This is a genomic window from Cryobacterium sp. Hh38 (assembly GCF_004403235.1).
Lineage (GTDB): Bacteria > Actinomycetota > Actinomycetes > Actinomycetales > Microbacteriaceae > Cryobacterium > Cryobacterium levicorallinum.
On record NZ_SOHD01000042.1, the window covers coordinates 412,049 to 429,766 of the forward strand.

Annotated in this window: 15 protein-coding genes and 1 pseudogene; 6 read left to right on the forward strand and 10 right to left on the reverse strand. The window is 60.5% G+C overall.

Going from position 1 to position 17,718, the window contains the following annotated elements:
• Nucleotides 1–96 precede the first annotated feature (96 nt).
• Nucleotides 97–810: a GAF and ANTAR domain-containing protein gene (locus tag E3T41_RS16080; protein WP_134479355.1), complete on the reverse strand. Its 714-nt coding sequence runs from the start codon at nt 808–810 to the stop codon at nt 97–99.
• A gap of 265 nt (nt 811–1,075) precedes the next feature.
• Entirely contained in the window at nt 1,076–1,633 is a 558-nt protein-coding gene (locus E3T41_RS16085; RefSeq protein ID WP_134479356.1) for a GNAT family N-acetyltransferase, read from the reverse strand.
• An 83-nt stretch (nt 1,634–1,716) separates the two neighbouring features.
• Here E3T41_RS16085 and E3T41_RS16090 point away from each other — a divergent pair, with 83 nt between their 5' ends.
• Nucleotides 1,717–2,226: a tetratricopeptide repeat protein gene (locus tag E3T41_RS16090; protein ID WP_134479357.1), complete on the forward strand. Its 510-nt coding sequence runs from the start codon at nt 1,717–1,719 to the stop codon at nt 2,224–2,226.
• Nucleotides 2,227–2,274: 48 nt separating this feature from the next.
• Nucleotides 2,275–2,565: an antibiotic biosynthesis monooxygenase gene (locus E3T41_RS16095; protein WP_134479358.1), complete on the forward strand. Its 291-nt coding sequence runs from the start codon at nt 2,275–2,277 to the stop codon at nt 2,563–2,565.
• A gap of 109 nt (nt 2,566–2,674) precedes the next feature.
• On the opposite strand, the gene E3T41_RS16100 is transcribed toward E3T41_RS16095, so the two are convergent.
• Nucleotides 2,675–2,989, reverse strand: a complete 315-nt coding sequence (locus E3T41_RS16100) for a hypothetical protein (RefSeq protein ID WP_134479359.1) — start codon at nt 2,987–2,989, stop codon at nt 2,675–2,677.
• Nucleotides 2,990–3,619: 630 nt separating this feature from the next.
• On the opposite strand from E3T41_RS16100, the gene E3T41_RS16105 reads away from it, so the two are divergent.
• On the forward strand, nt 3,620–4,804 hold the full coding sequence (locus tag E3T41_RS16105; RefSeq protein WP_134479360.1) for an MFS transporter: 1,185 nt from the start codon (nt 3,620–3,622) through the stop codon (nt 4,802–4,804).
• A gap of 163 nt (nt 4,805–4,967) precedes the next feature.
• Here E3T41_RS16105 and E3T41_RS16110 read toward each other — a convergent pair.
• Nucleotides 4,968–5,264: pseudogene (locus tag E3T41_RS16110) on the reverse strand (VOC family protein); the annotation flags it as partial.
• A 1,278-nt stretch (nt 5,265–6,542) separates the two neighbouring features.
• Entirely contained in the window at nt 6,543–7,898 is a 1,356-nt protein-coding gene (locus E3T41_RS16125) for an MFS transporter (RefSeq protein ID WP_134479362.1), read from the reverse strand.
• Between the two features lie 424 nt (nt 7,899–8,322).
• Here E3T41_RS16125 and E3T41_RS16130 point away from each other — a divergent pair, with 424 nt between their 5' ends.
• Complete coding sequence (locus E3T41_RS16130; RefSeq protein WP_194087759.1) at nt 8,323–8,910, forward strand: helix-turn-helix domain-containing protein; 588 nt, start codon at nt 8,323–8,325, stop codon at nt 8,908–8,910.
• A gap of 12 nt (nt 8,911–8,922) precedes the next feature.
• Nucleotides 8,923–10,230 carry an MFS transporter gene (locus tag E3T41_RS16135; RefSeq protein WP_134479363.1) on the forward strand — a complete coding sequence of 436 codons (1,308 nt, stop codon included), beginning with the start codon at nt 8,923–8,925 and terminating at the stop codon, nt 10,228–10,230.
• Between the two features lie 1,012 nt (nt 10,231–11,242).
• On the opposite strand, the gene E3T41_RS16145 is transcribed toward E3T41_RS16135, so the two are convergent.
• The 3 genes from E3T41_RS16145 to murJ all read right to left on the reverse strand — a co-directional run bounded on the left by E3T41_RS16145 (nt 11,243) and on the right by murJ (nt 14,223).
• The gene (locus E3T41_RS16145; RefSeq protein WP_134479364.1) at nt 11,243–11,716 is read right to left on the reverse strand and encodes a hypothetical protein; all 474 of its coding nucleotides are present in this window, start codon (nt 11,714–11,716) and stop codon (nt 11,243–11,245) included.
• A 110-nt stretch (nt 11,717–11,826) separates the two neighbouring features.
• Nucleotides 11,827–12,423, reverse strand: a complete 597-nt coding sequence (locus tag E3T41_RS16150) for a GNAT family N-acetyltransferase (protein WP_166791598.1) — start codon at nt 12,421–12,423, stop codon at nt 11,827–11,829.
• Nucleotides 12,424–12,651: 228 nt separating this feature from the next.
• Complete coding sequence (gene murJ, locus E3T41_RS16155; RefSeq protein ID WP_134479366.1) at nt 12,652–14,223, reverse strand: murein biosynthesis integral membrane protein MurJ; 1,572 nt, start codon at nt 14,221–14,223, stop codon at nt 12,652–12,654.
• Nucleotides 14,224–14,414: 191 nt separating this feature from the next.
• Here murJ and E3T41_RS16160 point away from each other — a divergent pair, with 191 nt between their 5' ends.
• A complete protein-coding gene (locus tag E3T41_RS16160; RefSeq protein ID WP_134479367.1) occupies nt 14,415–15,137 on the forward strand; it encodes an AAA family ATPase in 723 nt (240 codons plus the stop codon).
• Nucleotides 15,138–15,408: 271 nt separating this feature from the next.
• Here E3T41_RS16160 and E3T41_RS16165 read toward each other — a convergent pair whose 3' ends face one another.
• Together E3T41_RS16165 and E3T41_RS16170 are read right to left on the reverse strand one after the other, a co-directional pair.
• Nucleotides 15,409–15,870 carry a hypothetical protein gene (locus E3T41_RS16165; RefSeq protein ID WP_134479368.1) on the reverse strand — a complete coding sequence of 154 codons (462 nt, stop codon included), beginning with the start codon at nt 15,868–15,870 and terminating at the stop codon, nt 15,409–15,411.
• Nucleotides 15,871–16,654: 784 nt separating this feature from the next.
• Nucleotides 16,655–17,512 carry a chromosome condensation regulator gene (locus E3T41_RS16170; protein WP_134479369.1) on the reverse strand — a complete coding sequence of 286 codons (858 nt, stop codon included), beginning with the start codon at nt 17,510–17,512 and terminating at the stop codon, nt 16,655–16,657.
• Between the last annotated feature and the right edge of the window lie 206 nt (nt 17,513–17,718).

Genomic DNA, 17,718 nt, shown 5'->3' on the forward strand with positions numbered 1-17,718 from the left:
CAGCTCGCAACGTCACGCAACCACCCACGTCCGCGAAAGCAAAAGGGAGCTGCGCGGACGGTCGTGATGTAGCGCGGTAGTTGGGAACAGTCAGGCCTAGATCATGACGCGGCGGTTGATGACATTGGCGGCACTGGTATGCATCGGCTCCCGGTGCGAACGAGCATGCGCCCGCAGGCGGATGAATGCTTCGTCCATATTGATGCTGTTGCGCTGGGCGATTACTCCCTTGGCCTGCTCGATGACGACCCGACTGTTCAGCGCACGCTGGAGTCGCTCCGTCACCGTCGCACTCTCTCGAGCCGCGCGCTCCTGCAGAAGACTCACCGTCGCCACATCAGCCAACGCCTGCCCGATCATGGCGTCTTCATCACTCAACACCCCTTTGCTCTGTCGAAACAGATCCAACGCACCGATGGTATGCGGGCGAAAACGCATCGGAATGGCATGAACGGAATGAAAACCCTGAGACAGCGCCGCAGCCCGAAAACCCGGGTACCGACCGTCCTCCGCTTCGAGGTCGCCTATCGTCACGACGCTCCCAGACCGATACGCGTCAACGCAAGGTCCTGCTCCGGCCTCACGTTGCAGGACATCAACGATATGGCTCTCCTCGCTGGTGGACGCAAGAACCTGCAAGTTACCGTGTGCGTCGGCCAGAAGAATGCCCGCTGCGCTGGCGTCGAGCAACACAACACATTGGTCAACCAGGGTGCGCAAAAGATCGAGCACGTCATATTCTCCGACAAGAGCATCAGCTAGTTCAACAAAAGCGCCGCTCACCAACGCAGCCCGGGACATACTCGTCATGCGTGCAAGTGTGACCCTCAACTGCCCTCGCGGGAACGGGTCAAACCCGAAATTCAGAGTTTTGGCAGAGTGCCCGGTCAACTGTCACGTTGCATATCGGATCGTGCCAGGCGTCTCGGTGCCGGAGGAGGATAGACCCGGCAGCGATTCCGGCAGCGGCCCAGCCCGTGAGCACGGCAACGGCGGTCGTCCACCCATAGGGATCGCGGGGATGGGTGGCCAAGGCGGTGGCGGTGACCGAGGACGAACCCTTGACGGGCCAACCTCAATTCATGATCAGGGAGTAAATGAACATGTCACGGTGCACCCCGCCAACTTGCCGCCATGAGCGCAGGAGGCCCTCGCGTTCAAACCCAGCGCGCTCAGCGGCACGCCAGGAACCCTCGTTCCACGGCTCCACGTATAGCTCTAGCCGATGTAGCTGCTGGAGAGTCCGAGCCCAGCCGACAACCGTGACGATCGCGTCGGCGGCGTATCCACGCTTTCGAGCTGAGGGTCGAATCCAGTAACCCACGCTCGCACGGCCTTGATCCTCGTGCTCCAGCCACAACCCGATTTGTCCCACGGCAAAATCATTCTCGTCACTGATCGCGAAGGAATACCCCGTCCGACTATGCAGCCGTTCGTGCTGCCGCTCGATGAAAGCCAGTGCGGCTTCCTCACTGTTGTCAGGCTGGACGCTGGTGATGGTCGGGATCAGGTTGTCCTCTGAGGCCTCTTGAATCATCGGGGCATCGTCCGAGCGAAACGAGCGCAGTGTGACATTTCGCCCCGCCAGCAGAGGCAGGACGAGCTGCTTTGGGCGTCCCGGGTCAACAGTCATCTGCCAACTGTGCCACGGCGAACGGACCCGGAACCCAAAGAGGAACCCCCGGCGGACAACCGTGGTGAGGGCACAATGGACGGATGACACTTGATGAGGAGCTCGACCGGATCTTCACTGTTCGCGATCGAAATAACATGCAGCCCACAATCGATGCGCTGCTAGTAATTGTGGCGGAACACCCGGCTGACGCTCGCGTGCTGTACGAAGTGGGTGGCGCTTACGACACTGCCGGCGAGGAGCAGACCGCGCGATCGTTCTACGAGCAAGCCCTTCAGGCTGGTCTCTCGGGTGATCTGCTGCGCCGATGCTACGTCCAGTACGGATCCACGCTGCGGAATCTCGGCGAGTTCGCTAGGTCGGTGGAAGTCTTCGAGCGTGCCCGACAAGACTTCCCGGATTCGCCATCGCTGGCGGTGTTCCAAGCGATCTCCCTTCATGCTTCCAGCCGCTTCGATGAGGCTGTCGCTTCATTGCTCGAAGTGGTTGCTGAGGGTGTCGAGTCGCCAGATATTGAACGGTATAAGCCATCCATCCGCGGCAACGCCGCCTACATCCGGTCCCTCACGACCTCCACGCTGCCAGCGACGTAGCACAACGCCCGGTTGAATGCGCCGGACCCTGGATGGGACACTGTTCACGTGATAACAGAACATGCCCTCTTGCCCGTGATTCCCGGTCGTGAAGTTGAATTCGAGCTCGCGTTCGCCAAGGCGCGGGCGATCATTTCGTCAATTCCTGGATGTCGCAGCCTGATGCTGTCCCGTTCGATTGAGTCTCCGAGCACATATCTCTTGCTCGTTGAGTGGGATCAACTAGACGACCACACAATCGGCTTCAGGCAATCCGTCCAGTACCAAGAATGGCGTGCCCTACTGCACCACTTCTATGAACCGTTCCCATTGGTCGAGCACTTCCAAACCGTCCCGTAACTGGAACCCCCTGTGGGACGGCCGGAAATTGAATCCAATTACCGCGCCCACGTTAGCGGACTCTTGCAGATGGGTAGGAGACCTTGCCCTGTTTCTTATTTTTATGTGTCTACCGAATCCACGGCGCGAGGTAAGTACTGCTCACGTAGTGCACTATTCCGTCCTCGTATACAAATCTGCCCCGAGAAACGTTGATATTGACTTCGGGCTCCAGCAGATATCTGCTGACGGGCTCGTTGGCTTCAGACGCTCCAAGACTAATCAGGTCGGCCTTCTTGACCTCCCATTGCTCAGCTGTCATCTTAAGCACGGCAAGAACAGCGACCTGGCCGCTGTTGGGCACACCTTGTTCGCACACGAGCCCGTCATTCTCAGCCATGATTTGCATGTTGTCGTTCCACGTGTTGAAAACGATGGGGCTCATATGCTCTGCTTCAAAGTCGGCATACGCGGCGGGTAGCAGGAGCGTGTCACAGTGGACTGGGACGGGAGAGTCATTTCTTATTAAACCTCTTTTCGACGACCCGATTATGCGTGGTCCAGGGCGTCAGATTACGGTGAGCGAGTTTGACGACCTCCCAAGCTTTTTACATCCCTTTATAAGGGAGCCACCTGTAGCCCACTTGTGCCGCATGTGCCGACGAGCCAAATCCTTTTCTCTAGTAATCGGTGGCCATTCCTGCCAGAATCGGTAACAGACTGGTATGACAATGGTGGCTTCTCCAAGCAAGCCGCTTTCAGCGTCTACTTGTACGAGGAGTGGAAAACTTCGTGAGTCGGGGACTGATTGTTAGTGATTGGGAGATGTCACGTGGCGCAGAAAAAGCAACAATCAACCCGCATTCAGGCAGCCGCGGTTGCGCAATGACAGCCTCGCAGGCCCTGTGTCGGTATATCGTGCCTGTATCCAATCGGCTCGTGATCCTGAGGTCCCCCACCTCCCACCATGTACAACCCTTACAGGTACGTGCTGGAGATAGAACGCGCAACACAATCACTGGTTGTGTAAAACTAAATAGCGGTGAAAACGATGCAAAGTAGCGAGAAACAAGGGGTGTCTGATAAGCGAACATTTATTGGGATTGCTGCGGTTAATCAATTCGGCAACTGGCTGACTTTTCTCTCGGTCATCGTGTTTGCACAGCAAACATATGGCTCAGCAGCAAGTGCTCTGATATTCCTAGCGCAAACCGTACCGGCACTGCTTGCGGCCCGCTCAATCAGTGACCGGATTCCTGTTAGGTACACCCGACGAGCCTGGATACTTGGACAAGTTACTCTGGCCGGAATCACCCTGGGAATAGCATTTACGTATCACTATTTTGCTGCGATTCTTGCTTATGTAGCCATTTCGATGATGATTCGTGCGGTTCTCAATCCGCTGTATATGGCGCTTCTTGTGGAGTCCGTTCCTCAGCCCCAACGACAATCGACGTTGACGGGGGTCGGTGCAGCAGGTTCTATTGCGGTCGTGATCTCACCGGCTGTAGGGGGTTTACTGCTGGCCGCCGCCGGGCCGGCCTACTTGTTCTTACTTGACGCCGCAAACTTCGTAGCTGTCAGTCTCTGGATGCTGATGACAAAAGGGGTCCAGTCGCCAAAGAGTGGTAACCCGCCAACAAGTCAATGGTGGAGTGGTTTGCCGTCACCCCGTGCTCTAGCTCTTGCGCCAGGGTTGGCGAATCGGCACGCCTGGGGTTTCCCGGCGTTGACTGCCTGGATCTTCTTGCTTCTCGTGGGGGCATTGTTGAACGCACTTGAAACACCGTTTAGTTTCACCATACTTCAGGTATCTGAAGCCGAGTTTGGCTGGATCTTGGCATGTTTCGGCGCTGGTGGCTTGTTGGTACTTATCGCCTCCCTATTTTCTGAGGCCAAACCACTCAGACCAAGACTCGCGGTGGTGGGATATGCCTTTGGGCTCCTCGTGTGGATGGTATTACCCACTTTTGGGCCATATCTTGGCTTCTTCATCGCGGGACTGTCGGCAGCAACCCTTTCTGGCTGGGTAAGGACCTCGGTGGACGCGTGGTCACAAACCAACAATATCGACCCCAAACTAGTGTGGGGCTGGGCTAATCAGTCCACACTGTTCGTGAATTTAGTGAGCTACGTCCTTGCTTCCGTTCTTTTTGGTTTAGGGCTTTCCCCGATCTATCTTGCGGCACTGCTTTTTCTCGCATTTGTACCATTGGGCGCATCTGTTCATAGGCAGCTCAGAGAGAACAGACGATCGTGATTTTTTCACAATTAGCAACCCACATTCTGATGGGCCTATCGGACTCCTGGCTCATCCGATAGGCTTTCTTCGCTAAACCGGGCAGCTTCCTGAACTGGCCGATGTAAAACTCAGTGAGTCTCTAACGAGTACAACTTTGACGTCGAGGTGTGACCGATGAGCATCAGAGTGGATCCAGGCGGGTCTTGAGCAGGCAGAATTCATTGCCTTCGGGGTCGGCCAGGACATGCCACTGCTCCTCCCCGGTCTGGCCTATGTCGGCAGGGCGCGCACCGAGCTTCAGGAGGCGTTCGAGCTCGGCGTCCTGATCGCGGTCGGTGGCGTTGACGTCGATGTGCAGCCGGGACTTGCCCTTTTCCGGCTCGTCCTCACGACTGAGGATGATCGTCGGCTGCGGACCGCCAAACCCTTCGCGCGACCCGATCTCCACCGTGCCGTCGTCCTCGCGATCGAGCACGACTTACTGGGGACTTTTCACTAACATCGCACTAATTTTGTCTCTCACCCTGCTCCTCGCTGCGACCACTTACTACGCCATCGAAGCACCCGTTCTCAGAATGAAAGATCGTCATCGGGATACTCGCTGGCCTCGGCACGCATGACCTTGCCGCCACACAGAAAGCTAATCAGCACAGAGTCGCAGGCGATTTATGACAGATACCGGGCGTCCAAGGCCGTGCCCGCAAGCGGGACCTGCTACGGGACGGGTACGGCACGGAAAAAGAGAGAGTCCGTTTAGCGACCCTGCTGCCGAATATAGAAACAGTCAGGGAACCGAGTCGAGGCGGCCTCCCATCCGTCGGCGGCCGAGGGCAAAGCGCGCGGTGAAAAGATGGAGACGCGTGCGACCTCCCATGAGCCTTCATCCCGTTCGAGAACATGTTCGCCGTGCAGGGACCGGACTAACTTCCAGCCCCGTCGCCCAGCCGCGTTTATGTGGTCGACTTCCTCGGCGCGCGATACTGGACCCACAATCCGAGTGGCTTCGGTGTTAGCAACGGGGGTGTTGCGACGGCTATCGAAACGCTGCTGGGCTGCCTGCCGGGACGTTCCTAGGGCTTTGCCAATCTTCGCCCAACTCAGTCCCGATTCCTGGGCTGATGCCACGGCTTCAGATTGCAGCTGCGCAGCAACGCGTGCCAGGTCCCCGAAGACAGTGACCGAGTGCAATAGGAAGTCAGGGGATTGATCCTCGTCACGGTTACTGAGGGCTACTCCTCTGTCGGCTGCAATTTTGGACAACTGTACCGACAAGGCAGCGTCGGCTGCTCCGGTCATCGTTCGTCGTCGTCCGCTGGGCGCCAGGAATCCGATCGCGAAGCTGCTTTGGACTTCTGGATGAAAAATGAGACGAGTCCAATTAGGCCAGCAATTAGAGCGATCCAACCGGCTACGCCCACGATGAAGCTGGGGAGCCCAGCGCCTATGAATGTCGCAAACAATAGCAAGCAGATGCCAAAAGCCAGGAGGGCCCAGAGGGCGGTTCGCGCAATGCGAATCTTTGTTAATGAGTTCATGCGTCAAGGCTACATTGACATTCAGCCTACCGTCAAGGCCAAGTTGACATTATGGGGTGACCTCCGGCTGGACACATCCGCACGCCGTCGCTTGAAAATATCGAGGGCGGCGTCCGGTTGCGACTCGGAAGGGCAACCCTCTACGGGACGATCGAGCTTCGAGTCCTGTGGGGATGGTGGTTGGGCTTGGTGGCCGATTCAAGGTGAATCAGAGCAGGCGATCATCGCACCACATGAACCATCGCCGTGCGGCGGGCCAACCACACCAATGAGAGGGCGCCCGCACCGGTGACGGCGAGAATGACTACTGCTGGATTCGCGTCCTGCCCGCCCGCAACGGCCCGCCCCACGACAGCACTCGCCAGTGTGGCGGCAACCGCTGTCGCGATCGCTTCGACCAAGATTGTCGCCGCAGCCGCCCGCGGAACAGTGACGCCATCCACCTCCGGTGGCACATCTACGATTTTGTTGAGGGTGTCGAGATAGACCAGCCCCATACCAATGCCCGCGAGCGTCCACCCGAGAAGGACCACAGTGATGCGCGGCAGAGCGTCGTCCGTGAGAATGACGGCTCCGGTCCCCAACAGCCCCAAGCCAATCAGGGAACCCCCTACCGCTGCGCGGCAGACGTATGCTCGGGACGTCCGTGGGGGCCATCGACTTGCTGCCAAACCCGCGAGCGCCCATCCCATGCCACTGCCGGCGAGTACCAGCGCAGCTTGTCCGGTGGTTCCCCCGAGCAGATCTTGAACGATGATCGACATGATCGCTTGGGCACCGAAATACACACCCGCCAGGAGCCCCATCGTGGCCAGTGCCGCAGGGCGGCCGGCTCGCGCGCTCAGGGTTCCCGGGGGCAGAAGCCGGCGTGCGGCAAAGATCACGGCGACGGCCCCGATGGCACCCATGGTGACAGCTACGGCGGAGGGCACTGCCTGCAGGCCCACGAGGGAGAGTAAAGCAACGCCGCCCGCGAGCATTCCGGCGGAGCCGAGCGTCAACGGCTCCTTATCGGTTCCCGGTTGCATGGTGCCCCTCAGCTGGCGAGCAGCCACGATTCGCGCCGCGATGAGGAGCGGGAGGTAGAGCACGAGCGCCCAGCGCCAACTCGCAACAGAGGTCACCCACGCGGCGTACAGAGGGCCGGCGAGTGAGGCGAATACCCAGGTCACGCTGAAACCGGCGAGAACCGCGCGGCGCCACCCGGCAGGTAGAACTGACACGATTGCCGCCAAGGACACGGTCGCCAAAGCTCCAGCGCCCAGGCCAGAGGCGACCCGACCGGCAACGAAGACACCGACGTTCGGAGCTACGGCACTCGACACGCTGCCGGCGACCGTGAGCCAACTCAGACGAACGAGCAGCCGATCCACCCGAAAACGCTGGAGCAAGTACGGGCCCAAGGGCATCGTTAGGAACATGGCGATCTGCGCCGAGCCCACGATCACACCATAGAAGTCCTTCGCGTCGAGGTCCGAACCAATGACGGGCATCACGGTGTTCAGCAGGTAAGCCTGCATGCCCGCGACAAGCTCCAACCCCAGCAAAGCCGCGGCCAAGAGCCCAGCTCGGGTCACGCTAATCGAAGGTGATCCGCTCGTACCACCGGGAGAAATCACGCCCAAAGACCCGACCGCTTAACGACTCTGCGGATCCATAAGCGCCGTGCCCGCCCCACATCGCCCCCAATGCCTGGATAACCGCCAAGCCTTGACTGGATCCTATTGCAGTGACCGGACTCGGAACGAAGATGCCCTGCAACTCCAATCGCCCGGTCGACATCCAGGCGACCCACGCCGCCAAGTTCCATGCGCGTGGTTTCGTCCTAGACGTTGTTGCCTTCGAGGAACCTCCTACGGGACGGCTCACTTGGCGACCCCGTACTGTGACTTTGGCGCTCTTTGGCGGCATCTTGTGATCGCTATGTGGTGTTGGGGAAGTTCAGTAGTCATTAGACAATAAGTGTTGCGCAATAACTGTTGTTTGTATATGGTCGTTCTCATGACACCTCGCGATACCTTGCGTACCACGCTCACTTCGGCTGCGTCGATGCGCGTACTCGCTCATCCAACGCGTCTGCGTCTTCTCGGTCTGTTGCGCGAGCGCGGGCCGCAAACTGCCACCCAACTTGGTGACGTCGTAGACGAAGCCCCTGGCACCATTAGTTATCACCTTGGCAAGCTTGCGTCGTTCGCTCTGATAGAGCCCGCTGCCGTACAGAGCGCCGACCAGCGTGAACGCTGGTGGAAGGCCACTACCTTGCTCACGAGTTGGGAGCCCGCCGACTTGCTGGAGGATCCCGACAAGCTCGCTGCATCTTCCACCCTGCAAAAGTCGATCGCTCAGGCGTACGCCACTCGTTTCACCGACTACATCGACGCGGCGCCCACCCTGCCACGTGAATGGGTCGCCGCCGGCGCCAGTAGCGACCGCAGCCTGCGCCTCACCGTCGATGAACTCACCGCTATGCGAGCCGAGCTGGAAATCCTCGTTGACCGGTGGCTCGACACGAGTGCCGCCCACGACACGGCTACCGCCGATGGCGCCGAACCCGTGGTCCTTGTGTACCAGGCCTATCGCCGGCCCTGAGTCAGCCCGCCAATGACGAAGAACAACGCGGATCATCGTCTTCGCGACCGCCGCGCCACCGCCTCCCTCTCAGCACTCCTAGCCGCACACGCTATCTCGCAAACCGGCAATGTGGTCACGGCATTCGCCGTCCCTTTCTACGTCCTCGGCCTCGGCGGGTCAGGCTTTGATGTGGGAATCGCCGCGTTCTTCGCAACCGTACCGGTGGTCGTCGGCGGGGCACTCGGCGGCGTCGTCGTTGACAGAGTCGGCCATCGCCGGGCATCAATCGTCGCAGACCTCGTCAGCGGAGCGGCCGTTCTGGCCATTCCGGTACTGGCGCTGACTGTCGGGCTGCCGTTTTGGTCGCTTCTCCTTCTGGTATTCGCAGGCGGACTGCTCGACACTCCCGGACAGACTGCCCGACGCGTCATGCTGCCCAAACTGACGGCTCGCGCGGGTGTGCGACTCGAGCAAAGTGTTGGCCTACTCGACGGTTCCGAGCGGTTCGCCAAGCTGATCGGCGCCTCAATCGCTGGACTACTTGTGGCATCCGTAGGACCGATCGCGGCCCTCTTCGTCAACGCTGCCACGTTCGCAGTTTCGGCTCTGCTCACTTGGACATTCGTGGCCGCCGTGCCAGCCTTGCTCGACCAGCCTGAAACCGGCAACGACGCCGACCCTCCCCACGCGTCCTACTGGTCGGACCTCGCCGAGGGATTTCGATTCGTCATCCGAGACCCTCTGATGAGACTGATCGTCGGGCTCGTTCTCTTCACCAATCTCCTCGATGCCGCCCGCGGGTCAACCCTGATGCCTCTTTACGCCAACGATCGGTTAGACGGCGCTGCCGCGCTGGGCCTACTCGTCGCAGTGATGGGCGGTTGCGCGCTGGTCGGCAATATTGCCTTCGGCTTCGTCGCACACCGTGTTCCCCGGCGCATTACTTTGGCAGTGTGCTTCGCGCTAGCTGGCGGGCCATCCAGCGCCGCCTTCGCCGTCGGTGCACCCCTACCAGTCCTCGTCGCAATGACCGCGCTCTCCGGCCTCGCAGCGGGAGCGATCAATCCAATTCTCGGGACCGTTGAGCTCGAACGCGTCCCCGAACACATGCGCGGCCGAGTTTTCGGCCTCATCAATGCCGGCGCCTGGGCTGGTGTGCCGTTCGGTGCTCTACTCGGGGGCATCGCCGCCGACACGATCGGCCTACCACTAGCTTTCGGCATCATCGCAGTCGTTTACACACTCGCCACCCTGAGCCCGCTCACGGGCGGTTCCTGGACGCACATGGAACGACGTCCGGACAAGACAGCCACGATCGACGGTTCCAACGCCCGGTGAGCGACCACCATTTATCGCGGCAAACGTCTTTCCACCCATGGGATACAAGACGTCTCACGCCCATGTCTCAACTTCCACCACGTTCGCCTGAATCGTGCGACGCGCCGATTCTCATAACTACGTCGCATAACCGCATGCCTGAACCGTGGTACCCACCACTGGTTATGAGACACCCCGAGAGCAGAAATGACGAAACTGATCGGTGTCATTTTTCGAATTCGTCTGCACAGATGTCCGTACTCGCGTCCACACCTCGCGCCAGCCACCGACGAACCTCAATTCCCGTAAAGGGAACGGCAAACGGGACTGTGCTCGAAGCAGGATGGGTTTCCCGTCAGCCGGTCGCGGCGAGGTGCCAACCCGCAGTGTCGCACTGCCCGTCATCGTTGTTGCCGGCGGCCNCCGCAATACTCGTCACAGACCGCGGAAGTTCAACTCGCCGCTTAACCCGTGTCCACTAACCGGGGGCAAGGCCACTTGTAGCCTCAAGGCATGAAGCCTCGTTGCGCCCTCGCTCTTGCCGGATTCGCAACTGTGTGCGCATTGGTCTTGAGCGGATGCTCCGTAGACACGCTAATTTGGGGGAACGACGGTGCTTAGGTTATCCAAACTACCGAGAACCTCATCAAAGACCTCGCTTCTGGCGGAACATCCGATCTCGTCTGCGAAGACGCCGAAGCTGACCTCGGCACGGCAAAAGATTGGGAAGGCCGCTCCGCAGGCGAGCCGGAACGGTTCGTTGCCGACTACTGGGATGAACAAGTACCACTCGATCCGCAGTGGAACATCAACCTGGAGGGTCTTCCCGAGGGGGCTACTCCCGGTGACACTCATCCCGGCGACGTCTTTTACCGCGAAACCGACGATAGTCTCTGCGTGATCGATGTCGCATGGTCGACACTCATCGCCGTCGGCTGACGCAGCCGAATTTTCCCGCCCACACCTGTGGCTATTGAAGAAGAGTGGCGGTGCTCTATTGCCGCAGAATAGCGGCATCGCCGCCCGGGAACGCTTAGCGGTCCGGAAAGGCTGACAGCGCCTCGTCCCACTCATCGGCCGATGAGTCAAGATCTGCAGCCGTCACTGCGATCTCGAACCAAAACTGATCACGGTCATCGCCACTCTGACCGATAGGCATACTTTCAAGCGCAAAGTGCACCCTGACCGATATCGACACGCCCTGATAACTGCCAACGCTGAACGCAAGATTCGGTTCGGTAAATTCGAGCGACGGCACAACACCGGCGTTTCCAATGACGCTTACGGCGATGTCGCCATTGGCCACGCTGCGCAGCCAGGCCGAAATGCGCTTCGCTTCGAACGTCGTCAAACACGGAACGGCAAACTGCCACGCCGCGTCAGGCGCCGATACGTCCCCGCTGATGACCAGCCAATTGTCATCCCACTCATCGCCCGCAGGGGTCGCAAACTCATATCGAACAGGCTCCAACGTCACAGACGCTCTCGTGCCAACACCCAGCTGCATGGATAAATCCTACTGATCGCAGTCTTGCTGAAGCGTGCGCTCACCCTCGCAAAAAAGTCCAGCCCCGCGCCCCCGTAAGCCGAACCCCTACCGGGTACTCTGATTCCGTACTATTGCGGCATCGTGAGGCTGAGCCATCGTTCCTCGATGGCGTAGCCGAGATGTTCGTTCATGCGGATGCTTCCGGTGTTGACCTGAGCGCCACCCGTGCCGAAGATCCTGACGCCGTCGTCGACCAACGCCATAATCGACGCCGCCTTAACCGCAACGGCAAGCCCCCTGCGGCGGTACGAAGGGTGGACGGACGTGAATTCGGTTTCTCCGCGCGCGGTGGTCAGGCTGATGACGCTGGATGCCACGAGTTGTCCGTCATCGATGGCGCCAAAGAGGCGGCAGCCGCATCTCCAGAGTTCGAGCACGTCGGACTCGTCGCGGTGTGGCACTTCTGTCGCTGGCGTGTATGGATAATCGGAGTGGTTCAGGGCTTCCAGTGCAGTGACCTGACGGGCCCAGCTGGCGTCGAGTTCCTGAATTAGGAAGCCTTGCTCCTTCGCCGCGACGATGGCCGCGTTCAGTGCTGACAGGTCGGGTGGATCGCTGAGGCGCAGGCGGGCACCCCACGATTCGCCGACAACGACGTACCCAGCCTCCGTTAGATGCTGCACTCGCGGATCGTTGAATTGGACTATCTGTATATCCCCGGTCACCAGCACAGTTTGTCAGAGTGACGGTTAATCTCTCGACTGCCGACGAAATAGCGCGCCCTCTTGCCGAAGTGCCCGCAAGCCGGACGGCCAGCGCGACAGAGCTGAGACCAAACCACCCGGCGGCCGCGAGCCGCTGCCGTGTCACTTGGGAACCCTCAACGGGATTCCCGATGGAAGCTTACGCATCCGAGAATGGCGGTCGGATCGCGGAAACAGTTCTTGCTGCGGCTACCGCCGGAGATCTTTGATTGTACGGTCGCCCAAGAGCCAACTGATCCCAACAAACACCCCGCTGACGATCAAGGCGGCGAGAAGGAAAATCAGGGCCCTTCCGATGAAGCTGGCTGGCGTGCCGATGATAGTCGTCGTGGCCAGCCCGGCTGCGGCGCTGATCATTGCCGTGGCCAAGAGCCGGGTCAGACCCCACACCGCGGCCGGCTCGGATTCGTGTCCGCGTTTTCGGAAAGTTCGTCGGAGTAGGACGTGAGCTGTCGACCATCCGGCAATGTTTGCGATCGAGATGCCGGCGGCGATTCCGATCACGGTCAGCTGCGGGGGCAGCAGGATCGCCGCTGCCAGCGCACCGGCTGCAGATAGCACGGCGATGGTGAGTTGTGTGATGAACGGGCCTCGGGCGTCTTGCAGCGTGAAAGATGTCCGGTTGAGGACGTAGGCCTGGCTGAAGCCGACGAGGCCGACCGCCAGCACCTGCAAGAGGTGGCCGATGAGGGGCGTGCCGAAGATCGCCTCGGTCAGAATCGGCCCGACAGCGAGGAATACTGCCGCGGCGGCGAGTGACACATACGCGACAGGTCGAAGCGCGAGATTGGAGAGGGACTCGACTTCAGCGAAGTTGTTGCGTGCGGCCGCCCCGCTCATGCGTGTGTAGAGGGCCGTGGTCAATGACACGGTCACAATTCCATGGGGCAGAAGCATTAGCAGGTATGCGATCGAGAGGGAGTTCAGGCTTGGCCCGTCGATGCCCAATTGGTTGAGTGACTCTCCGGCGCTGCTGGCTACGTTCGCCGTCAGCAGGTAGGCAACTTGACTGGCGAACACCCCGCTCAGAGTCCAGCCGGCTAGCGGGGACATGTGGCCGAGACCGGCAAAGCCCCATCGGAAGCGCAGACGGAAACCGATGCGACGCAGCGGAATCAGCAGCAAAAAGGACTGGACGGCGATGGCCAAGGTGGCGGCCCCGCTGAGGACCGCGATCATCAGTGGGGTCCACGTACCAGCGTCACCCAGTCCGGAGGGCAAAGCGACGAGGAACACCAGGATGCCGCCGATGCCAACGACGTTCGAGATTGCAGGTGCCCAGGCTGGGGCACCGAACACGCCGCGCGCGTTCAACACCTGCGACAAGACGGCGAAGGTGATGAGAAAGAAAATTTGCGGCAGGCACCAATACGCCATCGACGTGGCAAGTCCTAGCCACGGCGCGGACCACGTCGTGGCGTAGATCCAGACGATGCCCGGCGCACACAAGGTAAGAACGACCGTGGCGCCGGCCCCGCCGATCAGGATGATCGTCAGAAGGCGGTCAGTGTCTTCCTGACCCGAGGAGCCCGCGTGCAGGTTCCGAACAATCTGGGGAACAAGTACGGCGCCGAGGACGCCGCCGGCGATCAAGGCGAACAGATAGGTCGGCGCCGAGTTCGCGATTTCAAACGTTTGACCCGCGACGGCCGTGCTGGTTCCGCCGATGGCAGCGACCAGCAAAATGGCCTTCGCAAAGCCCAGCGCCCTGGAAACCAGAGTCGCCGCCATCATCGAGCCGACTGCTCCACGGGCGCTCACCGTGAACGACCTGAACCAGTGCTTCGCCGTCGACACCCGAAACTAGATTCCCCCATTCGTCAACATTCCCACAACTCCGGACCGCCGCCACACTGCCGCACTTGCCCGAACTCCGTTTTGAACTGCTTCTCGGGGGAACCCTGAACGGTTGGTCTAACTGTTCCCATTGCCAGTTCAGGCAGAATGATCGCATGTCGAGAAACGAGCCTCCGTTGCGCTCAGTGAGCCAGGATCCCGACGCGCCATTTCTGCCTCGGGATGTGTGGCCCGCGACGCTGGCCCCGATCACGCAGCTCCTCGATGATGGTCTCGAACTGGGCCCGGTGACCGTATTCGTCGGCGACAACGGAGTCGGCAAATCGACTCTCGTTGAGGCCATCGCAGGTGCCTACGGCATGGGACCGGAAGGAGGATCGACCGGCTCCAGACACACCACCCGCAGGTCCGAGTCCACCCTCGCCGACCACCTGCGGTTGAACCGTGGTCTCGGCGCGGGCCGGGGCGGCTTCTTCCTCCGCGCGGAAACGATGCACGGGTTCTTCACCTATCTGGAGGACAACCCCGGCGGAAACGACCCCGTATTCCACGAGCGCTCGCACGGCGAATCGTTCCTCGACCTTGTGGCTGCCCGGTCTCGCTACCCGGGCCTGTGGATCCTCGATGAGCCGGAATCAGCGCTCTCGTTCACCGGATCGCTCGCTCTGCTCAGCGATCTCCGCGATATCGTTGCCGCAGGTGGATCTCAGGTGATTCTGTCCACTCATTCACCGATTCTGGCCTCAATCCCCGGTGCGGAGATCTACGAGGTCGGGCCATGGGGATACCGGCGCTGCGTCTGGGATGACCTCGACCTGGTCCGGAATTGGCGATCGTTCTTGGATGATCCAGAACGGTATTTCAGGCACCTTCGCTGACCTCGACGCTTGCGACACTCGTCGTCACCCCACGGCTATATTCACTGCCCGCAAGACGGACGGCCAGCGCGACAGAGCTGAGACCAAACCACCCGGCGGCCGCGAGCCGCTGCCGTGTCACTTGGGAACGTCCTACGGGACGACAGGTCTACGTGGTGGTCGTGGTATTGCTTCTGTGGTCGCAACGTTAAGTCTGTGATCCAGAGGAATTCGATGATCCGAGGTTGCTAGACGTCTCGCGACAGGATCGCAGCGCTGCACTCGATCGGTGTCACGCTGGCCACCGCAGATCGGATTCGCAAGTAACGGTATTGGCGGCATCGCTGCGCAGGCATCCGCCGTCGATCAGGGTGCGCTCCCCGAGCGGTTGGTCGAGCTGGACGACTACGGGGACGGCATCATTCCCTGGGCACTCAGCCCCGTCCCCATCGAAAGGTTCAACGTCAATCCGGATCGCGATTTGTTCTGGTGTGTACGTCACGATAGGGGTGAGTGTGACACCGGTGACACCGGAGGCGCAGCCCAGGCGGGTAACTTCGACCTCGATACTTGTGCTGTCCGGGCCCAGATTCATGGAGTTGCCAAGTTGCCACGTCGCGGTCTCGCCAGTCAGGACAGCATCAGGCTCACCTGCACCGATCTCATTTCCAGGACCGGTTTGCTGGCACCCAGCGAGAAGCAACGCGACGACGATCGCTCCGAGTAGGCGAGCCGCATTGCGTTTCTGGTTCATTCCCTCATGATTCACCAACGTCGCCTGATTCCGCCGCACAATTCAAGTATTGGTACAAGAACGTAATTGAGGGCATTCGCCGTAAGGCCCACCACGTCGAACACAGCCTGCCCCTGCAGTCGTGCCTGCTCACGGCAAGTCGATTACGAAAGCGAACAACCGCGGGTGGGTACTCCATCCATCCGCACGTTCGTCGTGCTGACTTCACGAAATAAAAGGGCCACACTCTCGCCGTAAGCCGAACCCCAAACGGGGCGGCTGACGTCAGAACAATCCGTTTGCCGTAGCGAAGGGATCCTAGTGGGGGTCCGTTTGAATCTCTAGCTCGGCAGCGCCGACCACCGCCGCCGCTGTCTCTGTCCCGAAAAGATGCGCAACCAGTGTGGCGGTCATGTCAATTCCGTCCGCAACGCCGAAAGACGTCCATCGGCTTAGTCATTGCGCGGAAAACCACCCGGTTGATCGCGACAACCTTCGCAAGCTCAGCACGGCCTTGAAAACCGCGGTGAGTGCGACGAGGACGAGAACGCCTCCGGCCAACACGGTCTGCATGGACGAGGCCTCTGCGAGTAAAAACACGCCAAACCCCATCGCGAGGGCCACGATCACAATAACTGACCACCACGCGAACGACTCTTTCCTCTTCCCCATAAATGCAGTATCCCCTACGGCAGCTCTCTCTGCTTGACGAGGACCGCTCGGCCACCGGAATCAGGTAGCAAGTAGCGCGTCCCGCTCGACCAACGGCAAACGGGACTGTGCTCGAAGCAGGATGGGTTTCCCGTCAGCCGGTCGCGGCGAGGTGCCAACCCGCAGTGTCGCACTGCCCGTCATCGTTGTTGCCGGCGGCCAACACAGACCCATCGGCGCGAAGCCCAAGCGTGTGCACAGAACCCGCCGCAACCGCCACAACGTCACGCCAAGAGGCGACATCACACTGCCCGCGACTGTTGTCGCCGACAGCGAGAACCCGGCCCCCTGCCACAACGGCAACCGTGTGATAACTGCCCGCGGCCACAGCTACGACATCGCGCCACACAGCGACATCCTCGACGCCGGACGTTCGGTCTCCCGTCGCGATCACATGCCCGTCCCTGGTGAGGGCAACGGTATGCAGACATCCCGCCGCCACCGCATGCAGATCGTGCCATCCGGTCACCTCGCACTGTCCCCTGCGGTTGTTTCCCACAGCTACGGCCGTGCCGTCTCTCCGGAGCCCGACGGAGTGCCAGTCGCCCGCTGCAACGGCGACCAGGTCGTTCCACTCATCAACATCGCACGCCCCTTCGTTCCGTCGACCAGCCGCTCGAGCTGTCCCGTCTGCGACGAGCGCGAGAGTGCGTCGCCAACCAGCAGCCATACAAATGACGTCCGTCCAGTCGTCGACATCGCACTGTCCGTCGTTGTTCCAGCCGGTCGCGAGGACGGTGCCATTCTCACGCAACCCCACCGTGTGGGATCGCCCGGTGTTGGACGCCGTGTGCACGTTCCCGACTGCGACAGCGACGATGCCGCTCCACCCCTCGACGCAACGCTCTTCCGCCTTCGGGATGCCCGCGGTCAGCACCAACCCCTCCGCGGTCAGGCCAACAGAGTGACGCCGCCCTGCGGCGATGCGAGCGCGGAAGGATTGCTTGGTCATCCGTAAATTGTCCCAGGAGTTCCGCTGATGGCCATCAGCCCCTCGACGGTTGCGTTCCTCAGAGGAACGGGCACATTTGGAGTGCCGAACCGCTAACGATCATTATCGCCGTGATCACGGCACCCGAAAGAGGGACGCTCAGCGGGCACACAATCGCGTGAAGACAGTGGCGTCGACGTCGGACGCGAGAGGCCCGATAGGGGAAC

Bases quoted from the DNA above. Each gene is read 5' to 3' on its own strand.
- E3T41_RS16145 (WP_134479364.1), bottom strand. From the start codon at position 11,716: ATGCAGCTGGGTGTTGGCACGAGAGCGTCTGTGACGTTGGAGCCTGTT.
- E3T41_RS16130 (WP_194087759.1), top strand. From the start codon at position 8,323: ATGACACCTCGCGATACCTTGCGTACCACGCTCACTTCGGCTGCGTCG.
- E3T41_RS16090 (WP_134479357.1), top strand. From the start codon at position 1,717: ATGACACTTGATGAGGAGCTCGACCGGATCTTCACTGTTCGCGATCGA.
- E3T41_RS16165 (WP_134479368.1), bottom strand. From the start codon at position 15,870: ATGAACCAGAAACGCAATGCGGCTCGCCTACTCGGAGCGATCGTCGTC.
- E3T41_RS16080 (WP_134479355.1), bottom strand. From the start codon at position 810: ATGACGAGTATGTCCCGGGCTGCGTTGGTGAGCGGCGCTTTTGTTGAA.
- E3T41_RS16160 (WP_134479367.1), top strand. From the start codon at position 14,415: ATGTCGAGAAACGAGCCTCCGTTGCGCTCAGTGAGCCAGGATCCCGAC.
- E3T41_RS16085 (WP_134479356.1), bottom strand. From the start codon at position 1,633: ATGACTGTTGACCCGGGACGCCCAAAGCAGCTCGTCCTGCCTCTGCTG.
- E3T41_RS16135 (WP_134479363.1), top strand. From the start codon at position 8,923: ATGACGAAGAACAACGCGGATCATCGTCTTCGCGACCGCCGCGCCACC.
- E3T41_RS16100 (WP_134479359.1), bottom strand. From the start codon at position 2,989: ATGAGCCCCATCGTTTTCAACACGTGGAACGACAACATGCAAATCATG.
- E3T41_RS16170 (WP_134479369.1), bottom strand. From the start codon at position 17,512: ATGACCAAGCAATCCTTCCGCGCTCGCATCGCCGCAGGGCGGCGTCAC.